Origin of the sequence: Amycolatopsis deserti, assembly GCF_014653945.1 — a bacterium.
Taxonomy (GTDB): Bacteria; Actinomycetota; Actinomycetes; order Mycobacteriales; family Pseudonocardiaceae; genus Amycolatopsis_E; species Amycolatopsis_E deserti.
Map to the genome: position 1 here is coordinate 177337 of NZ_BNAU01000007.1, position 24317 is coordinate 201653.

Annotated in this window: 22 protein-coding genes; 8 read left to right on the forward strand and 14 right to left on the reverse strand. The window is 71.8% G+C overall.

Features of this window, described 5'->3' with window-relative positions; all coding sequences use genetic code 11:
- Positions 1 to 20: 20 nt before the first annotated feature.
- The 5 genes from mnmA to IE290_RS27545 form a co-directional block, all read right to left on the reverse strand.
- Positions 21 to 1109 carry a tRNA 2-thiouridine(34) synthase MnmA gene (gene mnmA, locus IE290_RS27525; protein ID WP_191247608.1) on the reverse strand — a complete coding sequence of 363 codons (1089 nt, stop codon included), beginning with the start codon at positions 1107 to 1109 and terminating at the stop codon, positions 21 to 23.
- A complete protein-coding gene (locus IE290_RS27530; RefSeq protein WP_191247609.1) occupies positions 1109 to 2305 on the reverse strand; it encodes a cysteine desulfurase family protein in 1197 nt (398 codons plus the stop codon). The genes mnmA and IE290_RS27530 overlap by 1 nt, the downstream gene beginning before the upstream one ends.
- A 27-nt stretch (positions 2306 to 2332) precedes the next feature.
- Positions 2333 to 3685, reverse strand: a complete 1353-nt coding sequence (locus IE290_RS27535; protein WP_191247610.1) for an MFS transporter — start codon at positions 3683 to 3685, stop codon at positions 2333 to 2335.
- Positions 3686 to 3931: 246 nt separating this feature from the next.
- Positions 3932 to 4783 carry a lysophospholipid acyltransferase family protein gene (locus IE290_RS27540; RefSeq protein WP_191247611.1) on the reverse strand — a complete coding sequence of 284 codons (852 nt, stop codon included), beginning with the start codon at positions 4781 to 4783 and terminating at the stop codon, positions 3932 to 3934.
- The gene (locus IE290_RS27545; RefSeq protein WP_191247612.1) at positions 4780 to 5559 is read right to left on the reverse strand and encodes a GNAT family N-acetyltransferase; all 780 of its coding nucleotides are present in this window, start codon (positions 5557 to 5559) and stop codon (positions 4780 to 4782) included. Before IE290_RS27545 ends, IE290_RS27540 begins: the two co-directional genes overlap by 4 nt.
- A gap of 188 nt (positions 5560 to 5747) precedes the next feature.
- Here IE290_RS27545 and IE290_RS27550 point away from each other — a divergent pair, with 188 nt between their 5' ends.
- Positions 5748 to 6896, forward strand: coding sequence for a mechanosensitive ion channel family protein (locus IE290_RS27550; RefSeq protein ID WP_191247613.1), 1149 nt, complete (start codon positions 5748 to 5750; stop codon positions 6894 to 6896).
- On the opposite strand, the gene IE290_RS27555 is transcribed toward IE290_RS27550, so the two are convergent.
- The 3 genes from IE290_RS27555 to IE290_RS27565 form a co-directional block, all read right to left on the reverse strand.
- On the reverse strand, positions 6874 to 7638 hold the full coding sequence (locus IE290_RS27555; RefSeq protein WP_229874735.1) for a class I SAM-dependent methyltransferase: 765 nt from the start codon (positions 7636 to 7638) through the stop codon (positions 6874 to 6876). The two genes, IE290_RS27550 and IE290_RS27555, sit on opposite strands and share 23 nt — an antisense overlap.
- Before the next feature lie 78 nt (positions 7639 to 7716).
- Positions 7717 to 8673, reverse strand: a complete 957-nt coding sequence (locus tag IE290_RS27560; RefSeq protein ID WP_094007440.1) for an electron transfer flavoprotein subunit alpha/FixB family protein — start codon at positions 8671 to 8673, stop codon at positions 7717 to 7719.
- Positions 8674 to 8691: 18 nt separating this feature from the next.
- A complete protein-coding gene (locus IE290_RS27565) occupies positions 8692 to 9477 on the reverse strand; it encodes an electron transfer flavoprotein subunit beta/FixA family protein (RefSeq protein WP_191247614.1) in 786 nt (261 codons plus the stop codon).
- A gap of 213 nt (positions 9478 to 9690) precedes the next feature.
- Here IE290_RS27565 and IE290_RS27570 point away from each other — a divergent pair, with 213 nt between their 5' ends.
- Entirely contained in the window at positions 9691 to 10533 is an 843-nt protein-coding gene (locus IE290_RS27570; protein ID WP_191247615.1) for a DegV family protein, read from the forward strand.
- A gap of 71 nt (positions 10534 to 10604) precedes the next feature.
- On the forward strand, positions 10605 to 10775 hold the full coding sequence (locus IE290_RS27575; RefSeq protein WP_017987410.1) for a hypothetical protein: 171 nt from the start codon (positions 10605 to 10607) through the stop codon (positions 10773 to 10775).
- On the opposite strand, the gene IE290_RS27580 is transcribed toward IE290_RS27575, so the two are convergent.
- Positions 10735 to 11163 carry a hypothetical protein gene (locus IE290_RS27580; RefSeq protein WP_191247616.1) on the reverse strand — a complete coding sequence of 143 codons (429 nt, stop codon included), beginning with the start codon at positions 11161 to 11163 and terminating at the stop codon, positions 10735 to 10737. The genes IE290_RS27575 and IE290_RS27580 overlap by 41 nt on opposite strands.
- 143 nt (positions 11164 to 11306) lie before the next feature.
- Between IE290_RS27580 and IE290_RS27585 the strand changes: the two genes are divergently transcribed.
- The 4 genes from IE290_RS27585 (at position 11307) to IE290_RS27600 (ending at position 16388) form a co-directional block, all read left to right on the forward strand.
- Complete coding sequence (locus IE290_RS27585) at positions 11307 to 12116, forward strand: ATP-binding protein (protein WP_191247617.1); 810 nt, start codon at positions 11307 to 11309, stop codon at positions 12114 to 12116.
- A 22-nt stretch (positions 12117 to 12138) separates the two neighbouring features.
- Positions 12139 to 12906 (forward strand): class I SAM-dependent methyltransferase, encoded by a 768-nt coding sequence (locus IE290_RS27590; RefSeq protein ID WP_191247618.1) that lies wholly within the window; start codon positions 12139 to 12141, stop codon positions 12904 to 12906.
- Positions 12903 to 14384, forward strand: coding sequence for a 1,4-alpha-glucan branching protein domain-containing protein (locus tag IE290_RS27595; RefSeq protein WP_191247619.1), 1482 nt, complete (start codon positions 12903 to 12905; stop codon positions 14382 to 14384). The genes IE290_RS27590 and IE290_RS27595 overlap by 4 nt, the downstream gene beginning before the upstream one ends.
- A 675-nt stretch (positions 14385 to 15059) precedes the next feature.
- Complete coding sequence (locus IE290_RS27600; protein WP_229874736.1) at positions 15060 to 16388, forward strand: glycosyltransferase family 4 protein; 1329 nt, start codon at positions 15060 to 15062, stop codon at positions 16386 to 16388.
- A gap of 325 nt (positions 16389 to 16713) precedes the next feature.
- Here IE290_RS27600 and IE290_RS27605 read toward each other — a convergent pair whose 3' ends face one another.
- Both IE290_RS27605 and IE290_RS27610 read right to left on the reverse strand, forming a co-directional pair.
- Positions 16714 to 17202 (reverse strand): GNAT family N-acetyltransferase, encoded by a 489-nt coding sequence (locus IE290_RS27605; RefSeq protein WP_191247620.1) that lies wholly within the window; start codon positions 17200 to 17202, stop codon positions 16714 to 16716.
- Between the two features lie 268 nt (positions 17203 to 17470).
- Positions 17471 to 17929, reverse strand: coding sequence for a nuclear transport factor 2 family protein (locus tag IE290_RS27610; protein WP_191247621.1), 459 nt, complete (start codon positions 17927 to 17929; stop codon positions 17471 to 17473).
- Between the two features lie 88 nt (positions 17930 to 18017).
- On the opposite strand from IE290_RS27610, the gene IE290_RS27615 reads away from it, so the two are divergent.
- Entirely contained in the window at positions 18018 to 18563 is a 546-nt protein-coding gene (locus IE290_RS27615; RefSeq protein ID WP_191247622.1) for a TetR/AcrR family transcriptional regulator, read from the forward strand.
- A 1583-nt stretch (positions 18564 to 20146) separates the two neighbouring features.
- Here IE290_RS27615 and IE290_RS27620 read toward each other — a convergent pair.
- The 3 genes from IE290_RS27620 to aceA form a co-directional block, all read right to left on the reverse strand.
- Positions 20147 to 20941: a S1 family peptidase gene (locus tag IE290_RS27620; protein ID WP_191247623.1), complete on the reverse strand. Its 795-nt coding sequence runs from the start codon at positions 20939 to 20941 to the stop codon at positions 20147 to 20149.
- Positions 20942 to 21169: 228 nt separating this feature from the next.
- Positions 21170 to 22777 (reverse strand): malate synthase A, encoded by a 1608-nt coding sequence (aceB, locus tag IE290_RS27625; RefSeq protein WP_191247624.1) that lies wholly within the window; start codon positions 22775 to 22777, stop codon positions 21170 to 21172.
- A gap of 67 nt (positions 22778 to 22844) precedes the next feature.
- Positions 22845 to 24131, reverse strand: coding sequence for an isocitrate lyase (gene aceA, locus IE290_RS27630; RefSeq protein WP_094009011.1), 1287 nt, complete (start codon positions 24129 to 24131; stop codon positions 22845 to 22847).
- Between the last annotated feature and the right edge of the window lie 186 nt (positions 24132 to 24317).

Sequence of the window (24317 nt, forward strand, 5' to 3'; positions counted from 1 at the left end):
CGAGTTCACCGGATCGGGCGTTACCCGTCGGTCGCCACGATCTTCGCGCTGCCCAGCACGATGTCCCCCGCGGCGTCCGGCCGGTAGAGCACGACGACCTGCCCGGGAGCGACGCCGGTGAGCGGTTCGCGCAACTGGATCCGCACCTGGTCACCGTCGGTCTCCGCGACGGCCTCGCCGAGACCGCCGTGGGCGCGGACCTGGACCACGCACTCCGTCGGGCCGTCCAGTGGCCGTCCGGGCCAGACCGGGCGGTCGGCGCGGATCTCGCGGACGGTCAGCGCGTCGGCCGAGCCGACCTTGACCGTGCCGGACACCGGCTCCAGCGCCAGCACGTAGCGCGGCTTGCCGTCCAGCACCGAGCGGTCGATGCCCAGGCCCTTGCGCTGGCCGATGGTGAAGCCGTGCACGCCGGTGTGGCGGCCGAGGACCGCGCCGGTCTCGGCGTCCACCAGATCGCCCGGCCGCTGGCCGAGGCGCTTTTCCAGGAACTTCTTGGTGTCGCCGTCGGGGATGAAGCAGATGTCGTGGCTGTCCGGCTTGCGCGCGACGGCGAGGCCGCGGCGCTCGGCCTCGGCGCGGATGTCCGGCTTGCGGGTGTCGCCGACCGGGAACATCGAGTGGCGCAGCTGCTCGGGCGTCAGCGAGGCCAGCACGTAGGACTGGTCCTTGTCCGCGTCCACCGCGCGGCGCAGCTCCGGCACACCGTCCACCATGGACAGCCGGGCGTAGTGTCCGGTGGCGACGGCGTCGAAGCCGAGCGCGATCGCCTTCTCCAGCAGGGCCTCGAACTTGATCTTCTCGTTGCAGGTGACGCACGGGTTGGGCGTGCGGCCCGCGGCGTACTCGCCGACGAAGGTCTCGATGACCTCCTCGGTGAACCGCTCGGCGAAGTCCCAGACGTAGAACGGGATGCCGAGGATGTCCGCGGCGCGGCGCGCGTCGTGCGAGTCCTCGATCGTGCAGCACCCGCGCGACCCGGTGCGCAGCGTGCCGGGCTTGGCCGACAGCGCCAGGTGCACGCCGACCACGTCGTGCCCGGCCTCCACCGCGCGGGCCGCCGCCACGGCCGAGTCCACTCCCCCGCTCATCGCGGCCAGTACCCGCATCACACCTCCTGCTTGTTCTTGCGCAGCCCGGACAGGCCGGCCTGCCGCGCCCGCGCGACCACGGCGCCGATCTCCCGCGCCACCGCCTCGACGTCCTCCGGGGTGGACGTGTGGCCGAGCGAGAACCGCAGCGACCCGCGGGCCGACGCGGCGTCGGCGCCCATCGCCAGCAGCACGTGGCTGGGCTGCGCGACGCCCGCGGTGCACGCCGAGCCGGTCGAGCACTCGATGCCCTTGGCGTCCAGCAGCATCAGCAGGCTGTCGCCCGCGCAGCCGGGGAACGTGAAGTGCGCGATGCCGGGCAGCCTGCCCTCGCCGGTGGGCATGCCGTTGAGGATGACGTCGGGCACCTCGCGCCGGACCGCTTCGATGAGCGCGTCCCGCAGGGCGCCGACCCGCTCGGCGTAGCGCGGCTGCTCGCGCACCGCCTCCTCGACGGCCGTGGCGAACGCGCGGATGGCCGGCACGTCGAGCGTGCCGGAGCGGACGTCGCGTTCCTGACCGCCGCCGTGCAGCAGCGGCACGCATTCGGTGTCGCGCGAGAGCAGCAGCGCGCCGACACCGTACGGGCCGCCGAGCTTGTGGCCGGTGAGGGTCAGCGCGGCCACGCCGCTGTCGGCGAAGTGGACCGGGACGCCGCCGACGGCCTGGACGGCGTCGGTGTGCAGCGGGATGGCGTGCTCGGCGCAGATCGCGGCCAGCTCCGGCATCGGGTTGACCGTGCCGACCTCGTTGTTCGCCCACATGACGGTGACCAGCGCCACGTCGTCCGGGTCGGCCTCGATGGCCTTGCGCAGCGTCTCCGGCAGCACGCGGCCGTGCTCGTCCACGTCCAGCCAGGTCACCTCGGCCTGCGCGTGGTCGGCCAGCCACTGCACCGCGTCGAGCACGGCGTGGTGCTCGACCGCGCTCGCCAGGACGCGGCGGCGGGCCGGGTCGGCGCCGTGCCGGGCCCAGAAGATGCCCTTGACCGCGAGGTTGTCGCTCTCCGTGCCGCCCGCGGTGAAGATGACCTCGGACGGACGGGCGCCCATCGCCTCGCCGATGACCTCCCGCGCCTCCTCGACGGCCCGCCGCGCGCGGCGGCCGGAGGAATGCAGCGAGCTGGCGTTGCCCACCGTGGACAGCGCCTCGCTCATCGCCGCAATGGCGGACGGCGACATGGGGGTGGTCGCCGCGTGGTCGAGATAGGTCATCGCACCACCAGGGTAGACCGTGCGGTATCACCCGCGCGTGGGCCACCGGCGGGTGATGACGACGCCCACCACGGCGAGCGCGGCGAGGGTGAGCGCGAGCACACCCAAGGCGGGCGCGGGCTCGCGGGCCGAGGCGAGCAGGCCGAGCAGGACCCCGCCGAAGCCGACCGTCAGCGCCGACGCGACCCAGTCGCCCAGCTGCATGGCGGAGGTGTTGAACCCGCGCTCGTGCTCGGGCGAGAAGCGCAGCAACAGCAGCGAGATCGACGGGTAGGCGATGCCCATGCCGGCCCCGCCGATCAGGCACGCGACGAACGCGAGCCAGCCGGGGAACCACGGCTGCGCGACGAACCCGAACAGCAGCACGCTGACGGCGACCATGGCGAACCCGGCGCGCAGCAGCTTCTCGCGGGACCAGTCCGGGTGGCGGCCCTGCACGGCGGAGGCGGCCGACCAGGTGAGCGCGGTCGCGGTCAGCGGGAGACCGGCCAGCGCCGGGCTGTAGCCGTGCACGGTCGCCATGGCCAGCGGCAGGTATGCCTCCATCCCGGCGAACGCACCGCCGAGCAGGGCGCGGGAGGCGACCACGGTGGGCAGCCCGGGCCGCGCGGTGACCGTGCCGGGCGGGACGAGACGGCGGACCGCCAGCACGAGCGCGAGGAGCCCGGCGGCGCCGTAGCCGAGCGCGGCCGGGCTCGGGTGCTGGGCGGCCCAGGTCAGCGCGGCGACGCCGACGGCGGCGGCGAGGGCGACGACGATCCCGGCCCGCCGCTGTCGTTCACCGGCGACGTGGGTGAGCCGGCGGGCGACCGGGATCAGCATCAGGAGACCGAGAACGGCCAGCGGCGCGAGGCCGAGGAACACCCAGCGCCAGCCGAGGTGCTCGGTGACCAGGCCCGCGACGGTCGGCCCGACGACGGCGGGCAGCACCCACGCCGCCGCGTTGGCCGCGTACATCATCGGCCGTTCCCGGTCGGTGTAGACGAGCGCGATGAGCAGCGAGACGGCGACCAGGACGGTGCCCGAGCCCAGCCCCTGGAGGACCCGGCCGGCGAGCAGGAGCGCCATGTGCGGCGCGGTCCCGGCGACGATCAGGCCGGCGAGGAAGAGGGCCGGCCCGGCGATCATCGGAAGCGCGGGGCCGCGGCGGTCGCAGAAGCGCCCGGACAGCACGGTCGCGACGACGCTCGCCACGAGGAACGCGGTGAACGGCCACGAGTAGAGGCGCTGCCCGTCCAGGTCGGCGACCATGGTGGGCATCGCGGTGGCGACGCCCATGTTCTCGAACGCGATCAGCGTGACGACCAGCAGGCTGGCCACGGTGGTCGTCCGGTGCTCGGCCGTCCACAACACGCCCCGCGACCGGGCTTCGACGATCATGACCTCAGGCTGACACCTCCAGTGCGGTGGAGGTCAAGACACCCCACAAAACCGCCACCCGGCAACGCAACGCACCCACCCCACGAGCCAGCCCGCCTCCCGCACCCGATCCCCAGCCCAAATCGGTTGCCGAGCAGCGGGGTCAAGGTACTCTTTCCCGCCTTGACGCCGCTTCTCGGTAACCGAACACTGAAAGATCGGGTTCGGGAGGGGCGAATCCGGGCGTAGCGAAGCGAAGCAGGCGCCCTAGATACGCGCGTAGCGCCTCGCCGAAGCCCGCCGCTGGGCCGGCAAAGCCACATTCCCCAGCGCCGCCTGCACCGAAGCCTCCGCCAACCCAGCCAGCTCCCGCCGGTCCGCGGCCCGCCCCGGCGCGATCTCCCCGCACACCGTCACTTCCAGCACCAGCCCGCGCAGCGCCGCGACCCGCTTCAGCGAGTCGATCAGCGACTCCGGTCCGATGAACGCCGGCTGGGTCGTCTCGCGGCCGTCGGCCATCCGGTAGCGCAACGCGAGCGGCCGCACCGGGACACCGGCGTCGATCGCCGCCTGGAAGGTCGCCGGGCGGAACCGGCCGGACGCCAGACCGCACCACGTCGTCCCCTCGGGCGTGACGTTGACCAGCGAGCCCGCGCGCAGCGCCGCGGCCAGGTCGTCGATCGTGGCCGGCAGCGTGGACAGCCGCTCCCGGTCCAGGAAGATGCTGCCGCCACGTGCGACGAGCGTGCCCAGCACCGGCCAGCCCGCGATCTCCTTCTTCGCCAGCGCGCGCATCGGCCGCACCGCGTTGACCGCCACGATGTCCAGCCACGAAATGTGGTTGTTCACCACCAGCGCCCCGCGGCCGCCGCCGTCCAGCGGCTCGCCCCGCACCACCAGCCGCACCCCGAACGCCCGCAGCACGCCGCGGAACACCAGGCGCGCCAACGGTTCCCGCAACCGCGGCACGAACAACACCGGCAGAGCCGCGAAAGCCAGCAGCACCACGGCCACAGCGGCGGCGAACCGCAGCGCGCGCCGCGGCCCACCGACCGTGGGGGCGCCCGGCGTCAGGCACCCGTCCCCGCACGGCGAGACCGGCATCCAGGGGTGGCTCACGCCTGGTTCCCGAGGAAGAACTTCAGGTAGCGCTCGTCCATCGACTGCAGGTCGAGCAGCGTGAAGAAGTCGGCGACGCCGAAGTCCGGGTCGTGCGCCGGCGGGCCGCAAACCTTGGCGCCGAGCCGCGTGTAGCCCTTGATCAGCGGCGGCAGCACCGATCGCGACGGCCGCGCGACGCCGGCGTCCGGCCACGGGTTGAGCGGCCGCACGCGCTGCGACTCGGGCGCGTAGTGCTTGGCGCGCAGCACGTCCCACACACCGGCGGCGTAGGAACCGCCGTCGGTGAGCGGGACCGAGGCGCAGCCGCCGAGGTAGCGGTGGCCCGACAGCAGCATGTACCGCCCGATCCCGGCCCACACCAGGCTCACCACGGCGCCGGAGCGGTGGTCGGGGTGCACGCACGAGCGGCCGGTCTCCACCAGCGAGCCCCGCAGCCCGGCGAGGTTGGACAGGTCGAACTCGGTTTCGGCGTACAGGCCGCCGGCGCGCTCGGCGCGTCCGGGCGGGAGCATCCGGTAGGTGCCGACGATCTCGCCGGTGTTGTCGTCGCGCACCACGAGGTGGTCGCAGAACTCGTCGAACTCGTCGGCGTCCAGGCCGGGGGCGGAGTGCAGCCTGGCACCCATCTCCTCGGCGAAGACCTGGTAACGGAGTCGTTGGGCGGCAACGACTTCGTCGTTGTCGTAGGCGACGAGGAGGGAGTACCGGGCAGCGCCCTCGGGCAGCTGGCCGTCCTGGCTGTCGGTGGTGACGAGCAACTGGGACCGCGTCATGTGTGTAGGTGTACCGGCGCGAAGGAAACCGCCAGGAGGTTCATCGCGTGACCACCTCGTGCACGTTGGATGAACCGCGGGTTCTCAGGGTTCTCTCAGGTAGCCGGGCGTGATCAGGCTCAAGTCATGAGATCCACACGATCGGGGTATGGCCCCACGGAACGTGGTGCCGACCGGAAGTGAGAGGGATGTCCGGCAGCTGGTTGCGGATCTTGGTGTCGCTCGGTGTGGCGGCGGTGGTGTTCGGCCTGTTCCTGGCGGTCGAGTACGTGCTGCGGCGGGTCCTGCGACGGCTCGGGCAGCGCGCCACCGTGCTGGGCGAACTGGCCGAGCACATCCGCCGGCCGCTGCGCTGGTTCGGCGCGATGGTCGTCCTGCGCATCACCGTGCTCGTCGCGTTGCCCACCGGATCGTGGCGCGCCGTCACCTCACACCTGCTGACGCTCGCGCTGATCGGGACCGGCGCCTGGCTGCTCGCGGGCGTGCTGACCGCGATCGAGCAGACGATGCTCAACCGGTGGCGCGTCGACGTGGCCGACAACCGGCACGCGCGGCGCATGCAGACCCAGATCCGGCTGGTGCGGCGGGTGATCGTGGCGGCGGTCGCGGTGCTCGCGCTGGGCGCGATGCTGATGACGTTCCCCGCGCTGCGCACGGCGGGCACCAGCCTGCTGGCCTCGGCGGGGGTCATCGGCGCGATCGCCGCGCTGGCCGCGCAGTCGTTGCTGGGCAACGTGTTCGCCGGGCTGCAGATCGCGTTCAGCGACGCCATCCGGCTGGACGACGTGGTGATCGTGGAGAACGAGTGGGGCCGCGTGGAGGACATCACGCTGACCTACCTGGTGGTGCACCTGTGGGACGACCGGCGGCTGGTCGTCCCGACCGCGCAGTTCATGTCGCAGCCGTTCGAGAACTGGACCCGCCGCGACGCCGCGCTGCTCGGGACGGTCGAGCTGGACGTGGACTGGACGATGCCGGTCGAGGAGATGCGTGAGGAGCTGCGGCGGATCCTGGAGTCGACCGATCTGTGGGACGGCCGGGTCAGCGTGCTGCAGGTGACCGACGCGACGCACACCCTGGTGCGCGTGCGGGCGCTGGTGAGCGCGGTGGACGCGCCGACGCTGTGGGACCTGCGCTGCCTGGTTCGCGAGCGGCTCGTGCACTGGGTGCGCGGCAAGCACCCGTACGCGGTGCCGCGGCTGCGCGCTGAGCAGGTGCCGGGCACCCCGGCGCGGCCCGTCGAGAACCCCGCACCGGACCACGACGCCCGCGTCTTCGGCGACAGCGTGGACGGTCTGGTGCGCGAGCACGCGTTCAACGGTCCGCGGAAGGCTTGACGCCACGGACCATCCAGGCTCGGGCGGTGAGTCCGGTGCTGGTGAAGCGTTCGCGAAGCAGGTCGCGGAGGGCGTCGCGCCGCCGGTCGTCGAGCGCGGCGACGTAGCCCGGCGCCGGTCCCTGGCCGCCCCGGAACGGGGCCCAGTAGTCGTCGAAGTCCGCGAAGGGCGTGTCCACGTCAATCGCCGCGACGGTCACCTCGTCCAGGCCGGTCCACAGCCGGACGAGGACCTGTGGATGGCACACCGGGAACCGGCGGCCCTCGTCGAGTTCGGCGGCGGCCGGGTTCAGCTCCACGGCCGCGTCCCAGAAGATACGGAGCATCCCCATGCCACCGGCGTAGTCCCAGACGTAGGCCGCGATCGTCCCGCCGGGTGCCGCGGCCCGCGCGAATTCACCGACCGCGCCCGCGGGATCGGGCACGAAGTTCAGCGCGAGCCCGCTGACGACCGCGTCGAAGCTGTTGTCCCGCACGGGAAGCGCCCGAGCATCGCCCTGGACGAACGCCCCGGCGCGACGGGCTTTCGCGGCGGCCAAGAACCCCGCCGACGGGTCCACCCCGACCACGACCCGCGGCTGCCCCTTCTGGATGGCGCCGGTGAGCACCCCGGTGCCGCAGCCGACGTCCAGCCACCGCTTCCCGCTCGGCACGGCCAGGCGGCGCAGGAACTCCTCCGCCACCGGCGCGCTCCAGCGGCCCATGTACGCCTCGTACGCATCGCCGGCGGCCCAGACCTCCACTCCCGGAACGGTAGGCCCGGAAACGCCGAAGGGCCACCGCCGGAACTCCCGGCGGTGGCCCCTGCGTCAAGCGAGCGGTCAGCTCTTGCGCTTGGTGACCTCTTCGGTCAGCTGCGGCGCGACGTTGAACAGGTCGCCCACCACACCGAAGTCCGCGATCTCGAAGATCGGCGCCTCGGGGTCCTTGTTGACCGCGACGATCGTCTTCGAGGTCTGCATCCCGGCCCGGTGCTGGATGGCCCCGGAGATGCCCAGCGCGACGTACAGCTGCGGCGAGACCGTCTTACCGGTCTGGCCCACCTGGAACTGCGCCGGGTAGTAGCCGGAGTCGACCGCGGCGCGGGAGGCGCCCACGGCCGCGCCGAGCGAGTCGGCCAGCTTCTCCACGACCTCGAACTTCTCGGCCGACCCGACACCGCGCCCACCGGACACCACGATCGTGGCCTCGGTCAGCTCGGGGCGGTCACCGCCGACGACCGGCTCCACACCGGTGATCTTCGCGGACTTGGCGGCGTCCACCGCGGGCAGCTCGACGGCCTCCTCGGCCGCCGCGCCCTCGGCCTGCGAAGCCTCGACCGCACCCGGGCGCACCGAGATGATCGGCAGGCCCTGGGCCTTGGACTTCACCGAGTACGCGCCACCGAAGATGGACTGCTCCACGGTGCCGTCGGAGTTGACCCCCACGGCGTCGTAGATCAGGCCGCCGCCGACGCGGATCGCCAGGCGGCCGGAGACCTCCTTGCCCTCGGCGGACGCGGTGACGATCACCGCCGCCGGGGAGGTCTGCTCGACCAGCTTGGCCAGCGCGTCGACCTTCGGGGTCACCAGGTAGTTCGCCGCGTCCTCGGACTCGGCCACGTACACCTTCTGGGCACCGTAGGCGCCCAGCTGCTCCTTGAACTTGCCGGCGGTGCCCGGGGCGCCGACGACGACGGCCGACGGCTCGCCCAGCTCGCGGGCGGCGGTCAGCGCTTCGAACGTGGTCTTCTTGAGCTCGCCGTTCAGGTGGTCGACGAGAACCAGAACTTCAGCCATTGCTCCGTTGCTCCTGCCTCAGATGATCTTCTGGCCGACCAGGTACTCGGCGATCTTGCTGCCGCCGTCACCCTCGTCCTCGACGCGCTCACCCGCGGTGCGCGGGGGCTTCGGGGCCGCTTCGACCACAGTGGACAGCGCGCTGCCGAGTCCGACCGCACCCGCGTCGACGCCGAGGTCGGCGATCGTCAGGGTCTCGACCGGCTTCTTCTTCGCGGCCATGATGCCCTTGAAGGACGGGTACCGCGGCTCGTTGATCTTCTCGGTGACGCTCACCAGCGCGGGCAGGTTCGCCTCGAGGTGGGTCAGGCCGTCGTCGGTCTCCCGGTCGGCCTTGACGGTGCCGCCCTCGACGGTCAGCGACCGCACCTGGGTCAGCTGCGGCAGGCCGAGCAGCTCGGCCAGCATCGCGGGCACGGCGCCGGCGCGGCCGTCGGAGGCCTCGTTGCCGGCGATGACCAGGTCGAAGCCCTCGACCTTGCCGACCGCGGCGGCGAGCACCTTGGCGGTGGCCACGGCGTCGGAGCCGTGCAGGGCCTCGTCCGAGACGTGGATGGCCTTGTCCGCGCCCATCGACAGGGCCTTGCGGATGGCGTCGGTGGCGCGGTCCGGGCCTACCGAGATCACGGTGACCTCGCCCTCGCCGGCTTCCTTGATCTTCAGCGCTTCTTCGACCGCCTTCTCGTTGATCTCGTCGAGAACGGCGTCGGCGGACTCGCGGTCGAGCGTGTGGTCACCGTCGGAGAGCTTGCGCTCCGAGTAGGTGTCCGGCACCTGCTTGACCAGGACAACAATGTTCGTCATTGGTCCCCTTCGACCTCCCTGAACCAGCCTTACTGGTCGGTAGCGTAGGGAGATTCGGCCGCCAACGCGCCCCGAGGTGACGGCATTCACCCGGAATCCCGATTTATCGGGACGATCGTTCAGCTTTATCTCCGATAGGCCCAGGCTACTCCGAGTGGAGGCTTGCGCGGACGGGTTACCCCCGATGGTGCTTTCGGTCTAACCTCACTTCCCGTGCCCAACCACGTCGCCGTCGTCACCGATTCGACCGCGTCCCTGCCCGAGCAGCTGCGGAGGCAGTGGGACGTCACCGTGATCCAGCTGCAGCTGCAGGTCGGGGACCAGGTCGACGAGGAGAACCGGTTCGACCGCGGCGAGCTCACCGAGGCGCTGCGGTCCGGGCAACGGGTCAGCACCAACCCGCCCGATCCGGGCGCCTTCTTCTGGGCCTACCAGGACGCTGCCGCCGCCGGGGCGAGCGCGATCGTCAGCCTGCACATCTCGCAGCGCATGTCAGCCACATTGCTGGCCGCACGCGAAGCCGCGCAACAGGTCCAGATCCCGGTGTACCCGGTGGACAGCGGCACGACCGGCATGAGCCTCGGCTTCGCCGTGCTGTCCGCGGCCCGGGCCGCCGCGGCGGGCGCACGGGTCGAGCGGGTGATCGAGGCGGCGGAGCGCAGGTTCTCCACCAGCAGCGAACTGCTCTACGTGGACACGCTGGAGTACCTGCGCCGCGGCGGGCGGATCGGCGGCGCGGCCGCGCTGCTCGGCACCGCGCTGTCGATCAAGCCGCTGCTCACCGTGCGTGACGGCGAAGTGGCCCCGCTCGCGCGCGCCGCCGGCAACCGGCGCGCGCTGGCCAAGCTCGTCGACCTGGCCGTCGAGCGGGCCGGCGGCCGGCCCACCGACCTGGCGATCTCCTGCTTCCGCCCCACCGAGCGCGAGCTGATGCTGGTGCAGCAGCTGCGCGACCGGATCCCGGACGTCCGGGAGCTGAGCATCGTCGAGGCGAGCACGGTGATCGGCGCGCACGTCGGCCCGGGTGCGCTCAGCGTCACGGTCTCCCCGGCGTAGGCGAGGAACCACCGGGGTACCCCGTCCGTTGTCCGGGTGACGAAACCGGCATACCGCCCTGGAGGACGGACATGGCTTCGCTGTTCAACAAGATCGCCCGCTTCGCGAACTCCCCGCAGGGCAAGCGCGCCATCCGGCAGGCCCAGCAGTTCGCCAACGACCCCCGCCGCCGCGCCCAGGCCAAGTCCGCCATCGCCAAGCTCAAAGCACGCGTGAGCGGGCACGGTCGCCGGCCGTACTGATCTTTTCCGGCAGCACCACGACCGCCAGCGCCAGCAGGGCCAACCCGGGCAACGCGACCGCGTTGAGCACCTGGTCCAGCGGCGGGAACACGTGCAGGTGCGCCAGGTGGTAGATCGCGTGCGGCACCGAGAAGACCAGCCACGCGACGCCGGCCAGGCGCGCGGCGGTCGTGGTCCGCACGACGATCGCCCCGACCGTCACCGCGCCGAGCGCGAGGAACATCGAACCGACATCGCGGACGAGATGTTCGTTGTAGGGGCCGTCCAGCGAGACCCAGCTCGGCCGGATCACCGGGAAGTCGCCGTAGAAGCTCTCCGGCAGGACCGCCGCCCAGAAGCCGACCACGAGGCCGGTGAGGGCGAGCAGCGTCAGTATCGCGAGTCGCATGCCATGAGGACTACGCAGCCGACAAGAACGTGACAGTCCCCGAGTAGTTGGATCGTTTCCACCGGAACCGCGACGGAGTACTTCGCTCACCCGATAGGGTTACGCCTCAGCTCGCATTGCTGCTACTGAGGGGAGCCGTCACGGTGCACACGGCTACGAGCGTCCGGGATGACCAGCACGTCCAGCCCGACCTGCGCCGCTTCGCCGCCGGCCCCTTCGACAGCAGACCCCTGGCGACCGCGGCCGAGGGCGACCTCGACGTGCGCCTGTTCCGCACCGCGTACCTGCCGTCGTTCGTGGCCAGCGAGGCGCTGGAGGAAAATTCCCGACCGGTCGCCAAGGACCTGGCCTGGTTGCGGCTGACCACGCCCGGTGGCGTCCCGACCGCGCTCGGCGTGCTGACGATCGGGCGGGACCCGAGCGCACACGTCCCCGGCGCCTACGTCCAGTTCGTCCGCTACCAGGGCCTCGACCCCGACGCCCCCGTGGCCGACCAGCAGGAGCTGCGCGGCAACCTGGTGGAGACGGCGGTGCGGCTGAGCGCTCTGCTCAGCGGGCACCTGCGGACGCGGCTGACCGACGGCGAGGGCTTCCGCGAGGAGCAGCTGCCCGACTACCCACTGGAGGCGCTGCGGGAGACGTGCATGAACGCGGTCATGCACCGCGACTACGAGACCTCGCACGCGCCGGTGCGCATCACCTGGTTCGACGACCGCATCGAGGTGACCAACCCGGGCGGCCCGTACGGCCAGGTCCGGCCGGACAACTTCGACCGCGTGCACGACTACCGCAACCCGAACCTGGCCCGCGCGATGAAGGCGCTGGGCTACGTCAACCGGTTCGGCCGCGGGATCTTCCGGATCCGCTCGGCGATGGCGAAGGCGGGCAATCTGGTGCCCGAGTTCCGCGTCGACTCCTCGTCGTGGTCGGTCGTGCTGCGGAAGTGGCCCTGAACCACCCAGTAGTGTCGCCGGGGTGAGTACGTCGCGCGCCGAAGCACTGCACCTGACCGGGGAACGCACGGTCCCGGGCATCGCCGAGGAGAACTACTGGTTCCGGCGGCACGAAGCGGCTTATCACGCGCTGCTGCCGTGGTGCGCGGACGCCGTGGTGCTGGAGGCCGGCTGCGGTGAGGGCTACGGCGCGGGGCTGATCGCCGCGACCGCGAAGTCGGTGCTAGCGCTCGACTACGACCAGCCGACGACCGAGCACGTCGCCCGGAGTTATCCCCAGGTGTGGACGGCCAGGGGGAACCTGGTGCACCTGCCGCTGCGGGACGGCGTGGTCGACGTGGTGGCGAACTTCCAGGTCATCGAGCACCTGTGGGACCAGGGCGCGTTCCTGGCGGAGTGCCGGCGCGTGCTGCGGCCGGGTGGGCGGCTGCTGGTGACCACGCCGAACCGGCTCACGTTCACCCCGGACAGCGACAGGCCGTTGAACCCGTTCCACACCAGGGAACTCGCGGCGGACGAGCTGGATTCGCTGTTGCGGGAGGCGGGTTTCGAGGTGGAGGTGCTGCACGGCCTGCACCACGGGCCGGGGGTGCGGGCGCTGGACGCCCGGTACGGCGGGTCGATCATCGACGCGCAGCTGGAGGTCGTGATGGGACACCTGCCCGGGCAGGCGCCGTGGCCGCCGGAGCTGCTGGCCGACGTCGCGGCGATCCGCGCGGCGGACTTCGAGATCCACGGCGACCGCGTGGACGAGAGCCTGGACCTGGTCGCGGTGGCGGTGCGGCCGTGACCGGCGAGGGGACGTTCTGCCTGGTGCTGCACAGCCATCTGCCGTGGCTGCCGCACCACGGGTCGTGGCCGGTCGGCGAGGAGTGGCTGTACCAGGCGTGGGCGCACTCGTACCTGCCGGTGGTGGACCTGCTGCGGCGGTTCGCGGCCGAGGGCAGGCGGGACGTGCTGACGCTCGGCGTGACGCCGGTGCTCGCGGCCCAGCTGGACGATCCGTACGCGCTGCGGGCGTTCCACGAGTGGCTCGGGCACTGGCAGTTGCGGACGGTGCAGGCCGGGACGCTGTGGCGGGACGACCCGTTGCTGCGGGAGCTGGCCGCGTCGGAGTACCGCACGGCGACGCGGTCGCTGGAGGACTTCGAAACCCGGTGGCGGCACGGGTTTTCGCCGGTGTTGCGGTCCCTTGTGGACTCGGATGTGATCGAGCTGCTCGGTGGTCCGTACGCGCACCCGTTCCAGCCGTTGCTCCAGCCGCGGGTCCGGTCGTTCATGTTGCGTGGCGGGCTGGCGGACACGGCGTTGCGGATCGGGCACCGGCCGGAGGGCATCTGGGCGCCGGAGTGCGGTTACGCGCCGGGCATGGAAGAGGGCTACGCGGCGGCCGGCGTGCGGCGGTTCCTGGTGGACGGTCCGTCGTTGCGCGGGGACACGGCGTTCGCGCGGCCGGTCGGTTCGTCGGACGTGCTGTGTTTCGGGCGGGATCTGGAGGTCACCTACCGGGTGTGGTCGCCGCGGGCGGGTTATCCGGGGCACGCGAACTACCGGGATTTCCACACGTGGGCGCACGAGGTGGGCTTGAAGCCGTCGCGCGTGACGGGCAAGCAGGTGGAGCCGGCGGACAAGGCGCCGTACGACCCGGCGCTGGCGGCGGACACGCTGCGGACGCACGTGAAGGACTTCGTCGAGACGGTGGTCTCGCGGCTGCGCTCGTTGCGTTCTGTGCACGGCCGGGAAGCGATGGTGGTGGCGGCTTACGACACCGAGTTGTTCGGCCACTGGTGGCACGAGGGCCCGGCGTGGCTGGAAGGCGTGTTGCGGGCGCTGCCGGAGGCGGGCGTGCGGGTGACGACGTTGCGGGGCGCGGTTTCGGCCGGTCTGGTCGGGGCGCCCGTGGAGTTGCCCGCGTCGTCGTGGGGTTCGGGCAAGGACTGGCGCGTCTGGGACGGCGAGCAGGTGGCGGACATGGTGGCGGACAACGCGGCGTTGCAGGAGCGCTTGCTGGCGCTCCCCCGTTCCGGCGCCCGCGACCGGGTGGCGGACTGGGCGGTCGGCGAGGCGACGATGGCCCTCTCGAGCGACTGGGCGTTCATGGTGACGAAGGATTCGGCGGCCGACTACGCCCGCCGCCGCGCCGCGGTGCACACCTCGCGCTTCGACGAGCTGGCGGGGTGGATCGGCCGGGGCCCCCTCCCGGCGGAGGTGGAGAGCTGGGCGCGGCAGGACAACCCGTTCGGCCAGCTGGACGCGCGGCAACTCTGACCCCGTGCAGCGCTTGGCCGCGGCACGGCCTCACGGCCCACGTCCGCTCGGCCGCCCACATCGTCCGGACAGCACTGCAACCACCAACCGCACCGGCCAAGCACCCACCAACCCAGGCTCGGCACCCACCACCCCCTTTCGGCTGCACCATCGAGGGGCACCGGCCACGCACCCACCAACCCAGGCTCGGCGCCCCCGCCCCGTTCGGCTGCACGATCGAGGGCCACCGGCCACGCACCCACCAGCCCACGCTCGGCGCCCACCACCCCCTTTCGCCTGCACCAACCACTCCGCACAGCTCCGCTCCCGCCCACCGCCACGCTCGCCCGCCATCCAGACCCACCCACCACTCACCCCAGCCCAGCGGCCGCCCACCGTTCACCCACACCATCCAGCTCCATCGGCCACAGCCACCCTCGCCGCCTGCCACCCCGCACCATCCGACCGCGCGCAGCCGCGCATCACCGCCCCGGCGTTACCGCCCACCATCCCCGCGATCCAGCTCGCCGCCAGGGCGCAGCTGCCTCCCGGCCCGGCTCGCCTCCACCGGGTTCGCCACAGCGCCCTTCCACCCACGCTCGCCACGCCGCCTGCCCTGTGATCGATATCACGCCCAAATAGGGCCGGGTCTTCGGGCGGTTCAGTTCTTAGTTGACCAGTGAGTAACCTCCTGTCATGCGCGTGCTGATGCTGTCCTGGGAGTACCCGCCCGTCGTGGTCGGCGGGCTGGCCCGTCACGTGCACGCGCTGGCCCGGCATCTCGTCCAGGACGGGCACGAGGTCGTGGTCCTCTCGCGGCATCCGGCCGGCACCGACGCGCACACGCACCCCACGACGGATCTGGTGGTCGAGGGCGTGCGGATCATCCGCGTCGCCGAGGATCCGATGCACGTGACGTTCGAGCGGGACCTCGTGGCGTGGACGCTGGCGATGGGCCACGGCATGGTGCGCGCCGGGCTCGAGCTGGCGCGGTCGTGGCAGCCGGACGTCGTGCACGCGCACGACTGGCTGGTGGCGCATCCGGCGATCAGCCTCGCGGGCGCGCTGCGGCGGCCCCTGGTCGGGACGATCCACGCGACCGAGGCCGGCCGGCACTCGGGGTGGCTGTCGCAGCCGTTGAACCAGCAGGTGCACTCCGTGGAGTGGTGGCTGGCGAACCGGTCGGACGCGCTGATCACGTGCTCGCAGGCGATGCGCGCCGAGGTCGCGAAGCTGTTCGAGGTGTCGGCGGAGGACATCACGGTCATCCACAACGGCATCGAGGAGCGCGGGTGGCAGGTCGCGGCGGACGAGGTCGCGCGGGCGCGGGAGAAGTACGCGCCGGGGGGTGAGCCGCTGCTGTTGTTCTTCGGGCGTCTGGAGTGGGAGAAGGGCGTCCAGGACCTGGTGTCGGCGTTGCCGAAGATCCGGCGCGCGCACCGCGGGACGCGGCTGGTGGTCGCCGGGCGGGGGCGGCACCTGGACGAGCTGGTCAAGCAGGTGCGGCGGATGCGGATGCAGCACGCGGTGGAGTTCGCCGGGCACCTGCGGGACCGCGAGTTGCGGGCGGTGCTGGCGGCGGCGGACGCGGTGGTGCTGCCGAGCCGGTACGAGCCGTTCGGGATCGTCGCATTGGAAGCGGCGGCCGCGCGGGCGCCTCTGGTGGCGTCGACGGCCGGCGGGCTGGGCGAGGTCGTGGTCGACGGAGTCACCGGGTTGTCGTTCGCGCCCGGGGATGTGGCCGCGCTGACGGCGGCGGTGAACTCGGTGCTGCGGGACCGGGAGGCCGCGGAGAGCCGCGCGCGGACGGCGCAGGCCCGTCTCGCCGACGACTTCGACTGGGCCCACATCGCGGCGACGACCGCGGAGGTCTACCGCAAGGCGCGGATCCGCGACCACGGCGAGCTGGGACGCCCCAAGATCCCGACGGGCAACGTGCTGAACCCGGAGCCGCCGACGGTCGCCGCGAAGCCCGTCGGTCGGAAGAGCGGAACTGCTGCCGGCACGAGGAAGTCCGCTCGCTGAACGGTTGGCCGGGGTTCGGCAGCGGAGTGCGGAATCAGCGCGCACGTTCGCCGCGCTGGGCGGACGACCGGCCCGTTTCAACGCAACGCAGTTCGAAGACGGCCCACGGCGCGTTCGGCAGCTCCTCCCCACGTCTCGCTGAAGCCGCTCGTCACCACCCATCGCCGCGAGGCGGTGTTGTGGCAGACGCCTGGCCCCGTCAGCGGAGTGCACGCTCGTAAACCAAACACGTTGACCCGTTCGGCAACTCCGCCCCCGTCTCGGCGAAACGCCCGCCCCACCAATCACCGCGAGGCGATGTATTCGGGCCCGGCGCCTGGCCCCGTCAGGGCAACGCGCGCTCGTAAACCACCCACGGCCCGTCCGGCAACTCCTCCCCGGTCTCGATGAAACCGCTCGTCACCACCAATCGCCGCGAGGCGGTGTTGTGCGGGCGGATCACCGCTCGTACGGAGTGGACGCCCGGCTCGCCGACGGCTCGCGCGACGAGGGCGTTTAGCGCGGCACGCGCGTAGCCCCGGCGGCGCCAGGCCGGCTCGATCTCGTAGGTCACCTCGACCGCGCTCCGCTCGTCCGGCGGACCGTGGTAGCCGGCGCGGCCGACCACGCCGTCCGGCCCGGCGATCGCGCCCGCGAGCCAGTCGGCGACACCCGGATCGGCGCGGACGCGGGCGCTCGCCCGTCCCCAGCCGGGCAACCAGCGCGGGTTGACGAAGTACGGCGTCAGCTCCACCGGCGCGACGCGGTTCGCCGCGGCGAGATCGCCGTCGGCGAGGGCGTGGTAGGTGTCCGCGGGCAACGGGATGAGGCGCACGCCCTCACGCTGACAGCCGCGCCGCGTGGTGTCGATCGAATTCGGGCGGTCAGAACACCGGCAGCGGTCGGTCGCGCTCGGCATCTTGCGCGCGCCGAAGACGCGGCGCTCGAATTCGGGCATCAGAACGCCGGCAGCGACCGGCCGCGCTCCACTTCCGGCGAGGTCCGAAGATGCGGCGCTCGGAGTCGGGCGTCAGAACACCGGCAGCGGTTGCCCGCGCTCCACTTCCGGGCGGGGCCCGAAGATGCGCCGCTCGAATTCGGCGTCAGAACACCGGCAGCGGCACGCCGCGCTCGGCTTCCGGGCGGGGGCCGAAGATGCGGCGCTCGGATTCGGTGATCGGGACGTCGTTGATGCTCGCCTCGCGGCGGCGCATCAGGCCGTTCTCCGTGAATTCCCAGAGTTCGTTGCCGTAGCTGCGCCACCACTGGCCGTCGGCGTCGTGGCATTCGTACTGGAAGCGCACGGCGATCCGGTTGCGGCGGAAGCCCCACAGCTCCTTGCGCAGCGCGTAGTCCAGTTCGCGCTCCCACTTCCGGCGGAGGAACTCGACGATCGCGTCGCGGCCGATGACGTGCTGGTCGCGGTTTCGCCAGACCGAGTCCGGCGTGTAGGCCAGCGCGACCTTTTCCGGGTCCCTCGTGTTCCAGGCGTCCTCGGCGGCCTGGACCTTCTGGGCTGCGGTGGCCTCGTCGAAGTGCGGGAACGGCGGACGGTCGGACATGATGGCTCCTCCAAATTCGGAGAACGAGCGTTCTCCACTGGTGCGCTACGATAGAGAACGAACGTTCTCCACGCAAGGACCAGGTGTGATGGACCACGACGAAGCCCGGGCGAAGCTGCTCGACACAGCCGAGGAGCTGTTCTACGCGCGCGGCATCCAGGCGGTGGGCATGGACGCGATCCGGTCGGGGTCGGGCGTGTCGCTTAAGCGGCTGTACCAGTGCTTCCCGGCGAAGGGTGATCTGGTCGAGGCATACCTGCGCCGCCGGGACGAGCGATGGCGCCGGTCGCTGGCGGATTATGTGTCGACCCAGCCGCCGGCCGAGGCGGTGCCGGCGGTGTTCGACTGGCTGCGGCAGTGGTTCACCGAGGACGATTTCCGGGGGTGCGCGTTCATCAACTCCTTCGGCGAACTCGGGGAGGGGGCGCCTGGTGTCGCGCGGGTGGTGCGCGAGCACAAGGAGCTGGTGCGGGACTACCTGCGCTCGCTGGCTGGCGCCGACGAGCTGGGCGACCAGATCTTCGCGCTACTGGAAGGCGCGACGGTGATCGCGGGGATCACGGGCGACCCCGCTGCGGCCGACACGGCGAAGGCGGCGGCAGAGATCTTGATGCGAACGGCTTCTGTGGGGTGAGGAGGCGTCGGGTTGGGGGGCGCGCTGGGCCGCGGCCGGACAGCGGTGAGGTGGCGGCGATCACTTGAGGTACGCCGCCTGAACGGGAGCTTCCTGGAATGGCCCGAGCGGCCTTGAGGTCCGGGCGGTGTTACCCGAAAGGCACGAGGCCACCGGGCCGTCCGACGGGCGCCGCCCCAAACGGCGCCGCGAAAGCGGGGCGCCCGGCGATGCCGACCAAGCGGGACCACCCGGAGGGCCGCCGAGCAATGCAGGCCGTGGGGCGCCGCCCGAGCGAGGGGCCAACCGAGCGGGTCGACCGGGCGAAGTCGGCCGGGCGAAGTCGGCCGGGCGGCCAAGCGGGCCGGCCGGCGTAAGCGGGCCAAGCGTGCCGACCGGGCGGTGCACGCCGCGTGGCCCCCGAGCGAGCGCGCCATCCGAGCGGGCCAGCCAGCCCGAAGGACGGGTGACCGGGCCGGCCGAGCAGTGCAAGCCGTGGGGTGCCACCCGAGCGAGCGTGCTGTCCCAGCGAGCGTGCCGCTTGAGTGCGCGTGCCATCCGAGCACGCGGCCGGCCCAACGAGCGGGCCGACCCGGGCTGGTGAGCGAGCAGGCCAGCCGGACGGGTTGGCGAGCGACGCGGCCGAGCGGCCCCAAGGGCTGGCGGAGCGGCTCGACCGGGCGAAGTCGGCCAAGCATGCCGACCGGGCTGCTGAGCGAGCAGGCCAGCCGGACGGGTTGGCCAGCGACGCGGCCGGAGCGGGCCAGCCGGACGGCTCGACCGGAGGGGCGAGCGGGCGGCCGGAGCGGTTCGGACGGGCGAGCCAGCCGGGCGTGCCGCCCGAGTGGGCGGCCGAGTGGGCGGCCAACCGGCGGGCCAGCCGGCGGGCGGGAAAGCCGGACGGGCCGAACGTGCGGACCGGCCAAGCGGACCGGCCGAGCGGGCGGCCGAGCGGGTCGAGCGGGTCGAGCGGGCGAACTCGACCGAGCGGGCCAGCCGGACGGACGATCGGGGCAGCCCGACGGGCGAGCGGGGCAGCCGGGCGGCTCGAGCGGGCGGCCGGAGTAGGCCGACCCGGTAGGCCGACTTGGCAAGCCGACCGGGTGGGCCGACTTGGCAAGCGACCGGGCGAGCCGAGCGGGTGGGCCGGCCGGGGCCAGCCGAACGGGTCGGCCGGCCGGGACCAGCCGAGCGAGTCGGCCGACCGGGTGGGCCGAACTTGGCAAGCCGACCGGGTGGGCCGGCCGGGACCAGCCGAACGGGTGGGCCGACCGGGCCAGCCAACCGGGACCAGCCGACCGGGCGAGCCGACCGGGCGAGCCAGCCGGGACCAGCCGAACGGGCCGGCCGGGTCGGCCGACTTAGCGAGCCGAATGGGTGGGCCGACCGGGCGAGCCAGCCGGAACCAGCCGACCGGGTCCGCCGGGTCGGCCGGGTCGGGACCAGCCGAACGGGTCGGCCGACCGGGCGAGCCGACCGGGCGAGCCGAGCGGGTCGGCTGGCCAGGACCAGCCGACCGGGCGAGCGGACCGGGACCGGCCGGGTGGGGGTGGCCCGGCGTGCAGGGCTCGCCGTGTGGTGCTTCCGGCGGTGCTTCCGCGAGGCTAGGGCAGTACCTCCGCTGGTGGGGTTACCTGGGCTTGCAGCTCGTCGTAGTAGGAGCCCACCCGGGCGTACACTCCGGGCTTTCCTGGCTCCGCACAACCTTCGCCCCAGGAGACGACTCCTATGATCCTTCCGGCGGCCACCAGGGGGCCTCCGGAGTCGCCCTGGCAGGTGTCCACTCCGCCTTGCTCGTAGCCCGCACAGACCATCGCCTCAGGGGTGTACTGCTGGGGGTACGCCTTGGCGCAGTAGTCGTCGCTCGTGATGGGGACCGTTGCCTTCAGCAGGACGTCCGACGAGTCGCCCATGGGCTTCGTGTTGCCCCAGCCGAGGATCGTCGCCTCGGTGCCGGCCCGGTAGCCCGCGTCGTCCTTCCTGGCCAGCGGCAGCGGCTGCGCGGACACCGGCTGCGTCAGGGTCAGCACCGCCACGTCGTAGCCCTGCGTGGCGTCCCTGAACTGCGGGTGCACCCACACGCGGGACACAGTGGACACCGTCCCGTCACGGCCGCTCAGCTGCGTCCGTCCACTCACGACCCGCAGCGCCTGCGGGCTCTCCCCCTGCGCGCAGTGCGCCGCGGTCAGCACTTTGTCCGCCGCGACCAGCGTGCCACCGCAGAACTGGAGGCCGGTGGCATCGGTCAGCGCCACGGTGAACGGGAACTCCGCGATGTTCGCGGGCGTGCCTCCGACGATCCCCGGCTCCGCCTGCGCGGCCGGCACGCAGACACACGCGGCGACCACACTCACGAAAACCACAATCGAACGGGTGAAACGGCGGACTGCAGGGATCATTACCAGCTCCTTCGGCGCCCTGGATGAACGGTGCCGCAGTCCAGGATTGCGCTTACGGAGGGTTCTACACATCTACCCAAAGACAGAAACTTCGCGCACAAGTCGGGCCCGGTAGGTGGAGCATACCTACCGGGCCCGAGTGTCCGCGCTGTCCGGCCACAGCCAGCGCGAGCCGGTTCTCCCCGTCAGGAGAGGGAAAACCGGAGTCCTCTCAGCAGATTCCGAGCTCTAGGCCAGATCCGTCAGGTAGCGCGCGTACGCGCCGGTGGTCAGGAAGCTCGGCAGCTTCTCACCGAGCGCGGTCTCGACGAAGATCTCCCGCGCGTCGTCCAGTTTGGCCTCCGGGCCCAGGTCCGCCCGGATCGACGCGAGCTCCTCGTCCAGCATGGTCCGGACCAGCGAGTCCGTGACCGCGGTGCCGTCGTCGAGCTTCGTGCCGTTGCGGATCCACTGCCACACCTGCGCCCGCGCGATCTCCGCGGTCGCCGCGTCCTCCATCAGGTTGAAGATCGCCGCAGCACCGGTGCCCCGCAACCACGAGTCCACATAGCGCAGAGCGACGTTGATGTTGGCCCGCAAACCCTTTTCGGTGACTTCACCGCCGGCGCTCGCCACGTTCAGCAAGTCCTCGGCGGTCACCGAGACGTCCTCACGCGTCCGGCCGAGCTGGTTCGGCCATCCGCCGAGCACCTCGTCGAACACCTCGCGGCAGACCGGGACGAGGCCGGGGTGCGCGACCCACGAGCCGTCGAAGCCGTCGCGCGCCTCACGCTCCTTGTCCTGCCGGACCTTCTCGAACGCCAGCGCATTCGCCTCCGGGTCCTTGCTCGGGATGAACGCCGCCATCCCGCCGATCGCGTGCGCACCGCGCTTGTGGCAGGTCTGGACCAGCAGCTCGGTGTAGGCCCGCATGAACGGCGCGGTCATCGTCACCTCGGCGCGGTCGGGCAGGACGAAGTCCGCACCGGCGTCGCCGAAGTTCTTGATGATCGAGAAGATGTAGTCCCACCGGCCCGCGTTCAGCCCGGCGGCGTGCTCACGCAGCTCGTACAGGATCTCGTCCATCTCGAACGCCGCGGTGATCGTCTCGATCAGGACGGTGGCCCGGATGGTGCCCTGCGGGATGCCCAGCTCCTGCTGCGCGAGGCGGAACACGTCGTTCCACAGCCGCGCCTCCAGGTGGTTCTCCAGCTTGGGCAGGTAGAAGTACGGCCCGCTGCCCCGCGCCAGCAGCTGGCGCGCGTTGTGGAACAGGTACAGACCGAAGTCCACCAGGCTCGCCGAGACCGGCCGCCCGTCGATGCGCAGGTGCTTCTCGACCAGGTGCCAGCCACGCGGCCGGACGACGATCGTCGCCGGGTTGTCGCAGATCGTGTACCGCTTGCCCGACTCGGTGGTGAAGTCGATGTCGCGCCGGATGGCGTCGAACAGGTTCAGCTGCCCACCGACGATGTTCGACCAGGTCGGCGAGGTCGCGTCCTCGAAGTCGGCCAGCCACACCTTCGCGCCGGAGTTCAGCGCGTTCACGGTCATCTTGCGGTCGGTCGGGCCGGTGATCTCCACGCGCCGGTCCTCGAGGCCGGGCGCCGCGGGCGCCACCTGCCAGGAGTCGTCGTTGCGGATCCAGCGGGTCTCCGGCCGGAAGTCGAGCACCTCCTCGCCACTGGCGAGCTTCTCCCGACGCAGCCGCCGCTCGTCCAGCAGCTCGCGCCGCCGTCCGGCGAACTCGTTGTCCAGCCGCGCGATGAAGGCCAGCGCCGCCGGGGTGAGGATCTCGTCGTACCGCTCGCCGGCCGGGCCGGCGACCTCGATCTGCGAGGTGAACCTGTGAGACATGGCAAGCCTTCCTGGAGGGGCCGCGAGGCGGCCAGGGCGAGCGCGCCCTGGCCGCTCGCGACTTCTTCTAGAACTGGGCTTCTTCGGTGGACCCGGTGAGCGCGGTGGTCGAGCTCTCCGGGTTCAGCGCGGTGCTGACCAGGTCGAACCAGCCGGTCCCCACCTCGCGCTGGTGCTTGGTGGCGGTGTAGCCCCGCTCCTCCGACGCGAACTCGCGCTCCTGCAGGTCGACGTAGGCGGTCATGCCCTCGCGGGCGTAGCCGTGCGCCAGGTCGAACATCGAGTAGTTCAGCGCGTGGAAGCCGGCCAGCGTGATGAACTGGAACTTGTAGCCCATGTGGCCCAGCTCGCGCTGGAACTTCGCGATGGTCGCGTCGTCCAGGTGCTTGCGCCAGTTGAACGACGGCGAGCAGTTGTAGGCCAGCATCTGGTCCGGGTACTTCGCCTTGATCGCCTCGGCGTACTGGCGGGCGACCTCGAGGTCCGGCGTGGAGGTCTCCATCCACAGCAGGTCGGCGTACTCGGCGTAGGCCAGGCCGCGGTCGATGCACGGCTCGATGCCGTTGCGGACCTTGTAGAAGCCCTCGGAGGTGCGCTCGCCGGTGATGTACTTCTGGTCGCGCTCGTCCACGTCGCTGGTGATCAGCGTGGCGGCCTGCGCGTCGGTGCGGGCGACGACCAGGGTCGGCACGTTCAGCACGTCGGCGGCCAGGCGGGCCGCGTTCAGCGTGCGCTCGTGCTGCTTGGTCGGGATCAGCACCTTGCCGCCGAGGTGGCCGCACTTCTTCTCGGACGCGAGCTGGTCTTCCCAGTGCACACCGGCGGCGCCGGCCGCGATCATGCCCTTCATCAGCTCGAACGCGTTCAGCGGGCCACCGAAGCCGGCCTCGGCGTCGGCGACGATCGGCGCGAACCAGTCGATGTCGGTGTTGCCCTCGGCCCAGTTGATCTGGTCGGCGCGGCCCAGCGCGTTGTTGATGCGGCGGACGACGGCCGGGACCGAGTTGGCCGGGTACAGGCTCTGGTCCGGGTAGGTCTGGCCCGCGAGGTTCGCGTCGGCCGCGACCTGCCAGCCGGACAGGTAGATGGCCTTCAGGCCGGCGCGCACCTGCTGGACGGCCTGGTTGCCGGTCAGCGCGCCGAGGGCGTGGACGTAGTCCTCGGTGTGCAGCAGGTTCCAGAGCTTCTCGGCGCCGCGGCGGGCCAGCGTGTGCTCCTCGACGACGCTGCCCCGCAGCTTCACCACGTCGGCCGCGCTGTAGGAGCGCTTGACACCCTTCCACCGGGGGTCCGACGCCCACTGCTGCTCGAGCTTCGCGGCTTCCTGCTGCAACTCGTTGGGCTGCTCTGCCATGGGATTTCTCCACCTTTGCGAACTTTGCGATGACTCGCTTGCTTGCAACGACCATGACATGCGCTGCGCAAACACCGCCAGCGCTCCAATTTGCCAATTTCTGCAAATTTTGGCGTAGCATGTTGTGAAGGTTGCGAAACGCGGTTTCGCAGCCGCCGCAAAGTTCGGGGACTGAATCGGTCACGT